Origin of the sequence: Acinetobacter sp. A47, assembly GCF_000805455.1 — a bacterium.
GTDB lineage: Bacteria > Pseudomonadota > Gammaproteobacteria > Pseudomonadales > Moraxellaceae > Acinetobacter.
Genome location: NZ_JSUS01000032.1, coordinates 72,084 through 85,546, shown reverse-complemented (window position 1 = coordinate 85,546; position 13,463 = coordinate 72,084). Strand labels below are relative to the sequence as shown.

10 protein-coding genes are annotated in these 13,463 nt (G+C 40.2%); 1 reads left to right on the top strand and 9 read right to left on the bottom strand.

Features of this window, described 5'->3' with window-relative positions:
• Positions 1–4: 4 nt before the first annotated feature.
• The 5 genes from OC23_RS06920 to OC23_RS06900 form a co-directional block, all read right to left on the bottom strand.
• Entirely contained in the window at positions 5–958 is a 954-nt protein-coding gene (locus OC23_RS06920) for a siderophore ABC transporter substrate-binding protein (RefSeq protein WP_038343790.1), read from the bottom strand.
• Between the two features lie 9 nt (positions 959–967).
• A complete protein-coding gene (locus OC23_RS06915; RefSeq protein WP_038343789.1) occupies positions 968–1,732 on the bottom strand; it encodes an ABC transporter ATP-binding protein in 765 nt (254 codons plus the stop codon).
• Entirely contained in the window at positions 1,723–2,679 is a 957-nt protein-coding gene (locus OC23_RS06910) for an iron chelate uptake ABC transporter family permease subunit (protein ID WP_038343787.1), read from the bottom strand. Before OC23_RS06910 ends, OC23_RS06915 begins: the two co-directional genes overlap by 10 nt.
• A complete protein-coding gene (locus tag OC23_RS06905) occupies positions 2,669–3,625 on the bottom strand; it encodes an ABC transporter permease (protein WP_038343786.1) in 957 nt (318 codons plus the stop codon). Before OC23_RS06905 ends, OC23_RS06910 begins: the two co-directional genes overlap by 11 nt.
• A gap of 282 nt (positions 3,626–3,907) precedes the next feature.
• Positions 3,908–4,891 carry an ion transporter gene (locus OC23_RS06900; protein WP_038343785.1) on the bottom strand — a complete coding sequence of 328 codons (984 nt, stop codon included), beginning with the start codon at positions 4,889–4,891 and terminating at the stop codon, positions 3,908–3,910.
• Between the two features lie 265 nt (positions 4,892–5,156).
• Here OC23_RS06900 and OC23_RS06895 point away from each other — a divergent pair, with 265 nt between their 5' ends.
• Positions 5,157–6,614 (top strand): DASS family sodium-coupled anion symporter, encoded by a 1,458-nt coding sequence (locus OC23_RS06895; RefSeq protein WP_038343784.1) that lies wholly within the window; start codon positions 5,157–5,159, stop codon positions 6,612–6,614.
• Between the two features lie 87 nt (positions 6,615–6,701).
• Here the strand turns inward: OC23_RS06895 and OC23_RS06890 are convergent, their stop codons facing one another.
• From OC23_RS06890 to OC23_RS19275, 4 genes are all read right to left on the bottom strand, one after another.
• On the bottom strand, positions 6,702–6,917 hold the full coding sequence (locus OC23_RS06890; protein WP_038343783.1) for a hypothetical protein: 216 nt from the start codon (positions 6,915–6,917) through the stop codon (positions 6,702–6,704).
• A 73-nt stretch (positions 6,918–6,990) separates the two neighbouring features.
• Positions 6,991–9,933 (bottom strand): RNA-binding domain-containing protein, encoded by a 2,943-nt coding sequence (locus OC23_RS06885; protein WP_038343781.1) that lies wholly within the window; start codon positions 9,931–9,933, stop codon positions 6,991–6,993.
• 59 nt (positions 9,934–9,992) lie between these two features.
• On the bottom strand, positions 9,993–12,632 hold the full coding sequence (locus OC23_RS06880) for a bifunctional aconitate hydratase 2/2-methylisocitrate dehydratase (protein ID WP_038343779.1): 2,640 nt from the start codon (positions 12,630–12,632) through the stop codon (positions 9,993–9,995).
• Between the two features lie 259 nt (positions 12,633–12,891).
• Entirely contained in the window at positions 12,892–13,251 is a 360-nt protein-coding gene (locus OC23_RS19275) for a hypothetical protein (protein ID WP_038344383.1), read from the bottom strand.
• Between the last annotated feature and the right edge of the window lie 212 nt (positions 13,252–13,463).

Genomic DNA, 13,463 nt, shown 5'->3' with positions numbered 1-13,463 from the left:
GATTTTACTTTACGGCATCCGCTACTTCCTTGAGCATGGCTTTCATCCCATCCAGACCATTATTCATCAAATACCAGTTACTCGAATCCAGATAAACGATATTGCCGTTTTTAGCTGCTTTGGTCTGTTGAATGATCTGGTTATTTAATACCTGCTTGGCACCTTGCTGATTGTCGGTAATGGCTGCACCACGGTCAATCACAAACAGGTAGTCCGGATTTTTCTGGGCAATAAACTCATGCGACACCGCCATACCATGCAATCCCACCTTGATCGAAGGATCGGCTGGAGTAAAACCATAGAGGTCATGAATATTGCCAAAGCGTGAACCCGGCCCATAGGCTGCGATCTTGCTGTTATTGACCAGGATCACCAATGCGGTTTTGCCTTTGGTCTTGGCTTTTAAGGCTGTAATATCTTTTTCCAGCGTTTGTAATTGCTGCTCGGCTTCTGGCTTCTTGCCTACCATTTCAGCGATATTCAAAGTTTGCTGCTTAAAGGAATTGAACTGATCGTTGTAATCCACATCGACAAAGTAGGTCGGCGCAATCTGCCTGATCTGTCCGACCAGATTTTCCATGCGTCCACTCATCAAAATCAGTTCAGGTTGGCTGGCTGCAATTTTTTCCAGATTTGGTTCCTTCACTGTCCCTACATCCAGATATTGACCATTACTGAAATTTTGCAATGCTTTGGGTAACGGCGTTCCTTTCGGCAAGGCCACCACCTTATCATCGGCTCCCAAGGCATGAATGGTATTTAAAGCACTGGTATCCAGCACTGCAATACGCGACACACTCGCAGGAATACTAATCTGACCGGCCTTACTGTTAAAACTCAAAGTGTCATGTGGAGCGGCCGTATGACTGTCCTGATTTGCCGAAGGTGTGCTGGAATTGCCACATGCAGTCAGGGCCACACTTAACATCATGACCGGCAATGTTTTTTTGAAAAGCATAACAGCCTCCTAACTCATAAAATACAAACCTAATTTATGTTGCTGAACCTGCTGGATCGGAATATGGAAATCGAAAATATCCTTGAGAACCTGTTCATCCATCAACTCTTGAGGCGTTCCCTGATAAACCAGTTGCCCCTGTTTCATGGCAATGATGTGATCGGCATAGACTGAGGCAAAATTAATGTCATGAATCACCACAATGATTGATTTGCCATGATTCTCGGCCAGATCTTTCAAAACCCGCATAATCTGGGAAGAATGCTTCATATCCAGATTGTTCAAGGGTTCATCCAGCAAGATATAGTCGGTGTCCTGCGCCAGAATCATGGCGATATAAGCGCGTTGTCGTTGCCCACCAGACAACTCGCTGATTTGACGCTGACGTAAGGCATCTAAATCCATATAGGCAATCGAACGGTCAATTACCTGACGGTCTTGTTCAGTCAGCCGTCCTTGTGAATACGGGAACCGGCCAAAAGCGACCAGTTCCTCAATGCTGAGACGCAGCTCGGTATGATTGGACTGCTTTAAAATTGCCAGCTTTTTGGCAATATCGGCACTTTTCATCTGTTGTAAGTCTTGACCATCTAGCAAAACCTGTCCCTGATCGGCCTCGATTAAACGGCTCATGATCGAAAGCACAGTACTTTTGCCTGCACCATTCGGCCCGATAAATGCGGTAAATTGCCCTTTGGCAATGTGTAGCGATACATCATCTACAACCTGCTGTTGCTGATAACTTTTGCTTAAATGCCTGAGCTCTATTGCCATTTTTTATTTTCCTTCAATAAGATCCAGAAGAAATAAATTCCACCGACAAAGTTAATAATCACACTGAGCGTGGTTTTGAAATTCAATACATGCAGCACCATGAACTGCCCCAGCATCAGGCACAGAATACTGACCAGAATAATGCCGGGCAGCAAGATGTAATGCTGATGGGTCTTGAACAGCTCCAGCGTAATGTTGAGTACCAGCAGACCGAGGAACATCATTGGGCCAGCCAAAGCTGTTGCAGAAGCCAGTGCCAATACCACCAGAATCAACAGCAAGCGACTGGTCTTGTCATAATCCAGCCCCAGATTCAGCGCATGATCGCGTCCCAATGCCATCACGTCGAGCTGGTGAGTGTGCTTTAAGCTATATAGCAGTACTGGCACAATGGTGAGCAAGGACAGCCCGACCGTTTCCATCTTCACCACATTAAAACTGGCAAAACCGGCATAGGCAGCAATCTGAAATTCATCCGGATCGAGCAAGACCTGAAAGAAAGTAGTCATGTTGTCGAACAAGGTTGAACAGATCAGCCCTACCAGCAGCAGAAAGTAAATATTTTGCTGCGCCACTTTCTGGAAAATAAAACGATACAGCAGCAAGGCAAAGCACAGCATGAACAGCAAACTGACCAGATAATCCGTCACAAAATTCAGTGACAATAAGGTACTGGCACCAAAGAAATAGATAATCGCCGTCTTGGACAGTTCATATAATTTATCCAGCCCCAATGCCTGCGGGGTCACCACCCGGTTATTGACAATAGTATGGAAAACCAGAGTCGAAACACCAACTGCGGTCGCTGCTACCACAATAGCTGCAACCGTTTTTAAACGCAGATTCAAGGCGTATTGCCATGCTACGCCCAGATTCCAGCCCAGATACAGTCCGATGCTTGCAAGCACCGCCAAGGTTAAAATAATTAATTGGGCTTTATGAGACATGACGATACCTCCTGAGGAGCAGCCACAAAAATATGACACTGCCCAACACTCCCATAATCAAGCTGACAGAGACCTCATAAGGAAAAATCACCACCCGGCCAAATACATCACAGAGCAGAACCAGCAAAGCCCCCAGTAAGACCGTATGTGAAAGGGTTTTCCGGATATGGTCACCCAGATACAGGCTCACCAGATTCGGTACAATCAAGCCAAGAAATGGAATTGCACCAACTGTCACAATCACCACACCGGTAATCACAGACACCAGTAACAGCCCAATAAAAAGTGTCTGTTTATAATTGAGCCCCAGATTGGTGGAAAAATCTTGCCCCAAGCCAGCCAGAACAAAACGATTGGCAAAGATATAAATCAGGATCAGTACCGGTACACTGAGGTAGATCAGCTCGTATTGACCATTTAAAATGGTGGAAAAATCACCTTGTAACCAGCCTGCCAGGTTCTGTAATAAATCCAGTTGCAAGGCAACAAAGGTGGTAAAGGCGGAAATAATACTGCCGAAAATCATGCCGACCAGTGGCACAAAGACAGTATCCCGATGCTTGAGCGTGGCCAGAACACTCATAAATGCCAGCGCGCCAATGAGCGTTACCGCAATGGCAAAACCGGTTTTGATAAAAATTGAAGCACTGGGCAGTAAAATGATCGAAACCAGAACACCTAAACGGGCACAGTCATACAGGCCTGCGGTGGTGGGAGATACAAAACGGTTACGGCTCAACGACTGCATGATCAGACCGCAGACACTCAGCCCGGCGCCGGCCACAATAATGGCCATCAGACGCGGTAAACGGCTGGTCCAGAACAGTTGCCAGTCTTGAGGGTTACCCGCCCACAAACCCGCAAGGCTCATTTCGCCTACCCCGACAAACAGGGAAATCATTGCCAGAGGAACTAATAATACAATCAGGTAACGCCGCTTTATCATGTTGGGAGAACTTCACCGGTCATTTAAGCTTAAAACCAGCTTAAAAATTACAAAATAGTAAATAAGAAACTATCACAAATGATAAATATTATTGTTAACTTTTTTAAATGAATTTTAATCTCAATGAAGTACAGCTTAATACTGATCGGAATTTATCTTCAGGCATAAACAGTGCTAAGCGCTCACACACTGAAGTTATAGCGCTCTAGAACTATTCAGATCGGGAAATGATTAAGAACCTGAACTTAACCCTGCTCTACATTTTTATAATAAATCTTTAAATTATTCAGGCAGCTTTTCACCACAGTGTGGGCAAAAGCGATAATGCTTTTTTTGTTGTTCCTGATCTTCAATCAGCTTTTCCCGCACCAGCTGCATGATAATTTCATGGGTCTGTTCTTTGGGTAAACCGACTTTCTTGCGGATCCGTTCGATCTCCACCTGATCATGCAGCAAGTCCAGTCCTTTGGCTTGCAAAACCTCCCTAAACTCTTGCTCTAGTCTTTGATTACGCTGATTCAGTTCATTGGCCAGTCCGGAAGCCAGAATACCGGCCGGTAAAGCCGCAAGTCCGACCCCGAGAATGGTTATAAATGCCCCAAGTATCCGGCCGAGGTTGGTTACAGGCGTTACATCCCCATAACCCACTGTGGTCAGGGTCACCACCGCCCACCACATCGCTTGAGGAATGGAGCTAAAGGCTTCTGGCTGGGCCTTATTTTCAACCACATAAATTGCAGAGGCCGTCATCACAATCATGATCACCAGGATAAAGATGACCGCCTGAAATGAGCCTTTTTCACGTTGAATAACACGCAACAGAATCTGTAACGACACAAAGTAACGCGTGAGTTTCAATAAACGGAACAGCCTTAATACCCTGAGGAAACGCAGATCCAGATGCACAAAGAAGTTCAGGTAAGCCGGTAAAATTGCCATGAGGTCAATGATTGCCCCACCACTTTTCATCCAGCGAATGCGTTGTTTCCATGCTGCTTCTTGTGGATTTTTTTCAACAATACTCCACAATCTCAATAAATACTCACCACTAAAAATCATGATCGAGAGATTTTCAAAGATATCAAAATAAGGCTTATAGAGTTGATAAAACTCGTTCACGGACTCAAGCAGTACCGCAGCAACGTTACCAATAATTAAGGCGATGAGCAGGTAGTTTACGCAGGTGCTCACCTTGCTTTTATAATCATCATTATGCAGGTTGTCATAAACAAAGCGTCTTAACTGCATCCAGGAAAATCGGGTCATATGGTATGAGGGTTCTATCCAGCAAGCTAAAAATGTAGCATGCTGGCCATAAATTTGATAAGCGATTTTGTCCGCAAGCCCGGTTAGCCGTTTAAAACAGAAGCATTTATAAAGGCATTGCACGATATAACGCTTTTCAACAAAACTGCCTTTGTGTTTATGCCTCCCCTTCACCGATAATAAAATCTTCGTGGTTATTTCTTTAACGATTTATTCATAAAGAACTATAAATTTTATTAAACCCGTGACAACAAGGGGAATTTACATGGGATTTAAAGCTCTCCCGACGCTGATCTCTCTATTTATTACATTAATCATCTGGTTCGTGATTCCTGTACCTGCTGGCGTCGATCCTGATGCATGGCATTTACTGGCAATGTTTGTCGGTGTAATTGCCGCCATTATTGGTAAAGCCATGCCGATTGGTGCCATCGCCATTATCGCCATTACCCTGGTCGCCGTGACCGGTGTCACCAACGATAGCCCAAGTGGTGCCATTCAGGATGCGCTCAGCAGCTTTGCCAATCCACTGATCTGGTTGATCGGTATTTCGATCATGATCTCTAAAGGATTGCAAAAAACCGGTCTGGGCGCACGCTTAGGCTATTTATTTATCGCGGTATGGGGCAAAAAAACCATTGGTATCGGTTATAGCATGGTGTTGTCTGAACTGATTCTTGCACCGGTGACCCCAAGTAATACAGCACGTGGTGGCGGGATTATCCACCCGATTGTCCGTGCAATTTCGACCAGTTATGACTCTGACCCAGCCAAAGGCACCGAAGGTCGTATGGGGAAATACTTGGCCTTGGTCAACTATCAAGCCAATCCGATTACCTCGGCCATGTTTATTACCGCAACCGCTCCTAACCCGCTGGTGGTCGATCTGGTGGCAAAAGCAACCAACAGCCAGATTTCCTTAAGCTGGAGTACCTGGGCACTGGCGATGTTATTACCGGGCCTAATTGCCTTGATCATCATGCCGTTAATCATGTACTGGATGTATCCACCTGAAGTTAAGGAAACCCCAAACGCAGCGCAGTTTGCCAAAACCAAGTTAAAAGAAATGGGGCCTGTCAGAAAAAATGAAATCATTATGCTGGGTGTATTTGGGATTTTACTGCTGTTATGGGCAGGTATCCCGGCCATGATTTTCGGTTCGGCCTGGGCGGTTGATCCGACGACCACTGCCTTTATTGGCTTAGGTTTACTACTCATCACTGGCGTACTGACTTGGGAAGACATCCTGACGCAAAAAAGTGCTTGGGATACCATTACCTGGTTCGCAGCTTTGGTAATGATGGCGACTTATTTAAACAAGCTCGGTTTAATCACATGGTTCTCTGGCGTACTCGAAACAGGGATTGGCCATTTGGGCCTCAGCTGGATGCCTGCCTGTTTATTGCTAATGCTGGCCTATCTATATGCACATTATATGTTTGCCAGTACCACAGCACATATCACCGCGATGTTTGCAGCCTTCTATACGGCTGGACTGGCGTTAGGTGCACCACCGATGTTATTTGCCTTAATGATGGCAGCAGCATCAAGTATCATGATGACCTTAACCCATTATGCAACAGGTACATCGCCTGTGGTATTCGGTTCAGGTTACACTACGCTGGGTGAATGGTGGAAAGCTGGCTTTGTCATGAGTGTGGTCAATATCATCATCTTTGTGGTGATTGGCGGACTGTGGTGGAAAGTATTGGGTTATTGGTAGGATTATTTAGGTTAAAAAGAAGCCCCTTTCAAAGGGGCTTCTTTCATATACGTATTTGAAAGAAATACTAAAATTATATCAGTTTCATTAGTCAGGCTTGATGTCATAAACCCAGTTTCGCGCTTGTTGGTCTGTTGTAGTTTCACAGACGTAGTAATCTTGATCCCACGAATCTTGATGGAAAATTTCCTTTTTGTAGTAGCTTACTTGTTTGCCATTTTCAATACAGATAAAACTGTCACCTTGATCTTTCACAGCGGAACCGTTAAGAAATCCACCAATACATAAGAGGCGGGATTGCATATAAAATATATTAAAATCTGAATGATCATAAATAATATAATTTATGATCAACCAAAAATATTCAATTAAATTATTATAAACATTTCTTAACTAAACGATCCATCTTAATAGAGCTATTATCCTGTACTGCAACATCAATCAAGTCATCATAATCACTAGAAATTATATACTCATCCTCCAACATAACACTGTCATTATATTTCTCAATTACTTTTAATTTCAAAAGATTATTTAAAACCACATTCCCACTAAACCCACTTACTTCAGCATTAACTCTTTTCACTTTTTGTGGCTTAAATACACCATTAAATTCAAAAATTTTTAGAATTCTTTCAATTTTCTTACGTATCTTATCAGATTTATTACCTGAACTATCAAACAAATCTAAAACAGCCTCTTTTAAATTGTTATCAACCTTACTACCATCAAACAATGTTGGGGAAATATTATTCTTCTTGGTCGGTCTATTTTTTATATTATTTAAATCACAATTTAAGAAAATAGTTTTCTCATTAAAACTACAATCCCAAAAATAATCATAATTAATAAATTTAGAATCAACAATCGTAAGACCTTCAAAATTAAATGTTATCCTTTTACTTGAATTAAATATTGGCGATATATTTTTCAAACACATACCACTCAATTCATTATTACTCACGAATATATTTTTATTAAAATCATCTGGGCTTCTAGAGTAGACATTAATATATATATATAACAATAAAATAAAAACATTAGACAAATGTATATCTTTACTCTCATCTTCAATTAATTCTTTAATTGTCTCTAAAAGCAGAATGGTAAATTCTATATAATTTTCTTCTTTACATTTTAGAGAAGATGCCACTCTATCTAGAATTTCTTTTGAGAATGCATTGGCATAACCAACAAAACTAAATAAATTCAGTATATCATTATCTAATTTAGATTCATCGAGACCGATAATAAATTTAGACATTAAGACTTGCATAAAATATTTATTTAAAAAATCGTATTTAAATACTAATGATTCACCAAATTTATCAGCTTTAACCTCTAATAAAAGATGTTCTTTTAATGAAACCACTTTCAAATTATCAATCGAACTATCTAGAAGTGATAACTTATTAATTTGTAATGAACCATCATGATAACTAGCTAACTTTGTTAAAATATCGAGCTGTTTATCTATATCAAAAAATTTATATTTCTTATACTCATGCCCACACAATTTATATATTAAGTAATCATAACTATCAGATTTCAATAATGGAAAATTAATTGATAGGAACAACTCCTCCTGAATATCATCAATATCAGCTTCTTCTGCAATCTCTCGTGCTTCCTCCTCTTTCTTCTCTATTAAATACTTTACTGTATCCAACATAAAAGGAATATAGTAATTTTTTTCTTTATTAAATTTATTTAAAATCTTAATTGCCCGTTTTTCTTTTTTTGAATCATTAAAAGCTAAAGCGAAAAATTTTTCAGCTTGATTTAAAGCAAAAGGTTGTAAGGTTAGAATTGACACACTATTATCTTGATTTAGGTTTAACTCTTCCCAAAATTGATTTCTACATGTAAAAACAATTTTACAATTACCATTATTAAAGCAATATTCATCAATAATAGTATTAATAAAATCCCTAAAATCAAACTTATTTGCCAAATTAGATATTACTTCATCAATACCATCTAAAACTAGTAAAATATGTCCATCATCTAATGTTAAACGTAGTAATTCTCTAGAAAATGATGTTCCTGAATCACTTGCAACTTTATATAAATCAAATAAATCAATATTCCTATAGTATTCTTCATTATGTATTTTTTTTACAATATTTGAAGAGGTCATATAGAGAATTTTTGTGTTTTTGTTAAATTCAATTAGTTTATTCAAATAATTTTCTAATAATGTTGTTTTTCCTATACCACCTTCACCTTGTATTACTAGAATTGGATTGTAAACTTTTTTCATCCACTCATTTAATATATCATGAGCACCTTTAACTCTACCATTCAATAAAGCATTACTTTGAACATATGAATCTCTTTTTTTAAACTTTTTAAAAACAACATTATCTAATGCATTTTTATAAATGTAATTTAATCCAAAATCTTCTAAAAAAACTGTATTTTTTATTTTTATATTTTGATCGCATAGAGCTTTATCAATAGATTGCAATCTTCTAGAACTATCAGTAATTGGTCTATCTGTAACCACAATAAAATCATGTGATTTTGTGTTAATTTTTTGACTAAGCTCTACCGCCAATTGCTTAAAATTTGAGCTTGAGTGTACATATAGAAAATCGAACTGATGATCAAAGTCATCTTTATAACTATAAACACTACATTTGTATTTAAATTTTCCATTACTTTCTAATTCAAATGGAAATCCTTCAACTATTTTTAAACTCTTTGTTAAAGCTAAATATTCTAGTGCTGTTTTAATATTTCTGCATGAAATTTTAGCCTCTGATATTTTTTCACTATCTTGTAATAAAATACCCATATTTTTTTGAATTAAGAATATTTCATTTTCATCTGCTATATCTATTTGATCTTTTTTCTCACTTAACCCTCTTACAAATATAGAATTTTCGCGACAAATATTTTTCTTATCATGAAATTCTTTAGCTACTTTCAACAATTGTTTTGGTTGTTCTATTTCGAATATAATAATTTTTTTGTTATTAATAACATTTTTATAAATTTTAAAGTCAGGATAAAAATTAAAGAAATTCTCAATTTTATTTTTTAATTGATTTATAAATTTTTCTGTTTCTAATTCTAAAAAATCTATGCCACAAATACTACCATCATCTTTAATTCCAAAAATCAAATATCTATTCTGATTATGATATGCATGATTTGCATTTACTAAAGATGCAAAATCTTTTAAAAATTCCCCCCAGCAATTCAATTTATCAAAATTTTCAATATTCTCGTCCCAATACCACTGACTTTTAAACTCTAAAATCGGACTTTCAGACTTCGATATTAATGTAGTTAGAAATGTTGTATCAAGCATATTTGTACTCAAAAATAAGGGCTGATTACTCAGCCCTTATTTTTAGCAAAAACAATCGATTAGGTCAATTGAGCAGCTTGAATTTTCTTGGTGTCAACTTGATCAGCTTCTTTGGTATATTCGCTCATCTTGTCGAAGTTCAAGTATTTGTAGATGTCAGCAGAAGCGCTGTCGATTTGCGACGCGTACTGTTGATATTCTTCAGGGCTTGGTAATTTACCAAGAACCGCAGCGACAGATGCAAGCTCAGCAGAAGCCAGGTAAACGTTTGCACCTTGACCTAGACGGTTCGGGAAGTTACGTGTAGAAGTCGATACACATGTTGTGTTCGGTGCTACACGTGCCTGGTTACCCATACACAATGAACAGCCTGGCATCTCGGTACGCGCACCAGCACGACCGTAGATGTTGTACATGCCTTCTTCCATCAATTGATGCTCGTCCATACGTGTTGGTGGAGCCAACCATAAACGAGTAGACAATGAACCACCAGGTACTTTGTCAAGTAACTGACCCGCTGCACGGAAGTGACCGATGTTGGTCATACAAGAACCGATGAATACTTCATCAATCTTGTCGCCTTGAACGTCAGAAAGAAGTTTCGCGTCATCTGGATCGTTCGGGCAGCAAAGAATTGGTTCTTTGATATCAGCAAGATCGATTTCGTAAACTTTTAAGTATTCTGCATCAGCATCAGCTTTTAACAGACTTGGGTTATCTAACCACTTCTGCATGTTTTCAGCACGGCGTGCAAGTGTACGCGCATCGCCATAACCTTCAGCGATCATCCACTTCAACATGGTGATGTTAGAACGCAGGTATTCAGCAACTTTCTCTTCAGAAAGCGTGATTGAACAGCCAGCAGCAGAACGTTCAGCAGACGCATCAGAAAGTTCGAATGCTTGCTCAACCGTCAAGTCATTTTCCATTTCTGTTAAATCGATCTCAAGGATACGACCAGAGAAGATGTTTTTCTTACCTTTCTTCTCTACAGTCAAGTCACCCGCCTGGATTGCGTAGTAAGGAATCGCATGTACAAGGTCACGTAAAGTGATACCAGGTTGCATTTTACCCTTGAACTTAACAAGTACGGATTCAGGCATATCCAGTGGCATAACACCAGTTGCAGCAGCGAACGCAACAAGACCTGAACCCGCCGGGAACGAAATACCGATTGGGAAACGAGTATGTGAGTCACCACCAGTACCAACGGTATCTGGAAGTAGCATACGGTTTAACCAAGAGTGGATAATACCGTCACCTGGACGTAAAGATACACCACCACGGTTCATGATGAAGTCAGGTAATGTATGGTGCGTTGTTACGTCAACCGGTTTTGGATATGCAGCAGTGTGACAGAAAGACTGCATCACCAAGTCAGACGAGAAGCCCAAGCACGCCAAGTCTTTTAACTCGTCACGAGTCATTGGACCTGTTGTATCTTGAGAACCAACAGTTGTCATCTTAGGTTCACAGTAAGTTCCTGGACGGATACCTTGACCTTCTGGTAAACCACATGCACGGCCAACCATCTTCTGAGCCTGGGTGAAACCTTTGCCAGTGTCAGCAGGTTGTACTGGCGTACGGAACAATGTAGAAGGTGCAAGACCTAATTCTTCACGTGCTTTGGCAGTTAAACCACGACCAATGATCAGGTTAATACGGCCACCTGCGCGTACTTCGTCTAAAAGTACAGGTGTTTTAAGGTCAGCTTCTGCAATTTGAGCGCCGTCTTTGAATGCAGTTACTTTTGCAGCAGCGTGATCAATTTTCAGTACAACTTCGTCGCCCATGTTCATGTTGGCAACGTCGATTTCTACAGGTAACGCACCTGCATCTTCCATGGTGTTGAAGAAAATTGGCGCAATTTTAGAACCTAAGCACACACCACCATCTTTTTTGTTTGGAATGTGTGGAAGTTCATCACCGAAGAACCAAAGAACCGAGTTGGTTGCAGACTTACGGCTTGAACCTGTACCCACAACGTCACCGACGTAAGCAACTTGATTGCCTTTCGCGATAAGTTCTTTAATTTGGCTTAATGGACCAACTTCACCTGGTTTTTCAGGGTTGATACCATCACGCTCGTTTTTCAACATGGCGTTTGCATGTAACGGGATGTCCGGACGGCTCCAAGCATCTTGAGCTGGAGACAGGTCATCGGTATTGGTCTCACCTGTAACCTTGAACACAGTGATCTTGATTTCTTCAGGAACGTCTGGACGGCTTGTGAACCATTCTGCTTCAGCCCAAGATTGTAAAACGGCTTTCGCTGCTGCATTACCTGCTTTTGCCTTGTCTGCAACGTCATGGAATGCATCAAATACAAGAAGGGTTTTCTTCAACGCTTCTGCTGCCAGCTCCGCCAGTTCAGCATTGTCTAGAAGTTCAACAAGTGGCGCTACGTTGTAACCACCCAGCATCGTACCGAGTAAGTATACTGCACGCTCTTTGGTCACGAGTGGAGAAGTTGCCTCGCCTTTTGCAACCGCAGCCAAGAAAGCAGCTTTTACATATGCAGCTTGGTCAACACCTGCTGGAACACGGTTTTCTAGCAAATCGACTAAATATGCTTCTTCACCTGCCGGTGGATTTTTTAATAAGGCTACGAGTTCAGCAGTTTGAGCATCATCAAGCGGCTTCGGTGGGACTCCGAGTGCGGCACGTTCTTCAACGTGTTGGCGGTAAGCTTCTAGCACAGTGTTATTCCTCTTTTTTAAAAAATTACTTGTAAGTTCCAGCTTTGTACAAGCTTTACAAGTAATGTGGACAGCAAAATTTTACTAGACTTCGCGTTAAATGTTAATGCAACTACCGTATTTCTACGTGATGCCCATTATTTTATAGCGAAATGATCCCCTGTTTTAAATACCGCTTTGGTCTTAGGTTAATGTCTAATAAAACAATAAATTACACCCATAAAAAAAGACAAACGATGTTGTCTTTTTTATGAACACATTAAAAAAGTTTATAGTTCGGCAGCTTGTCGTGTGGCGTTGCCAAGCATTCTTCCATAAATTTTTTCTTTAAATTTTCACGTAATGCTTCCGGATCTTTTTTTAGCTCATCTGCAGGAATTGCATATACTTTATCCAGAATATTGAAAATAAACTTACGTGTCATTTCATCTTCAATCTTGCCTGCATGTTCCGTTGCCTGCTTTTGATCAATTCCGTTTTGACGATCTAGCGTGATTGAACGCGCCGCATTCCCTACACTTACACAATAACCATGCCATTGTTCTTCAGGGGTTAACTGCTTTTTCTGACCACAACCAACCAAAACCAAACCTATTGCAATCAACAAAACTTTTTTCATCATCATACTGCGGCTAATTTGATGCCCACCATCATACTGAAAGTTGTGTATTTTGCAAAAAGTAAGTCAAGAAAACCCGACCTGACGTAATAAAAACATACAATTCATTCAATCCCCACCACAGGCAGGCTTTCATTTGCCTGCTTAGTACGAGGAAGGTGCATGTTTTATAGACATGATGATATGACAAACGCCATCATTTCATTTCGCTG

Bases quoted from the DNA above. Each gene is read 5' to 3' on its own strand.
- OC23_RS06920 (WP_038343790.1), bottom strand. From the start codon at position 958: ATGCTTTTCAAAAAAACATTGCCGGTCATGATGTTAAGTGTGGCCCTG.
- OC23_RS06915 (WP_038343789.1), bottom strand. From the start codon at position 1,732: ATGGCAATAGAGCTCAGGCATTTAAGCAAAAGTTATCAGCAACAGCAG.
- OC23_RS06910 (WP_038343787.1), bottom strand. From the start codon at position 2,679: ATGTCTCATAAAGCCCAATTAATTATTTTAACCTTGGCGGTGCTTGCA.
- OC23_RS06905 (WP_038343786.1), bottom strand. From the start codon at position 3,625: ATGATAAAGCGGCGTTACCTGATTGTATTATTAGTTCCTCTGGCAATG.
- OC23_RS06900 (WP_038343785.1), bottom strand. From the start codon at position 4,891: ATGACCCGATTTTCCTGGATGCAGTTAAGACGCTTTGTTTATGACAAC.
- OC23_RS06895 (WP_038343784.1), top strand. From the start codon at position 5,157: ATGGGATTTAAAGCTCTCCCGACGCTGATCTCTCTATTTATTACATTA.
- OC23_RS06890 (WP_038343783.1), bottom strand. From the start codon at position 6,917: ATGCAATCCCGCCTCTTATGTATTGGTGGATTTCTTAACGGTTCCGCT.
- OC23_RS06885 (WP_038343781.1), bottom strand. From the start codon at position 9,933: ATGCTTGATACAACATTTCTAACTACATTAATATCGAAGTCTGAAAGT.
- OC23_RS19275 (WP_038344383.1), bottom strand. From the start codon at position 13,251: ATGAAAAAAGTTTTGTTGATTGCAATAGGTTTGGTTTTGGTTGGTTGT.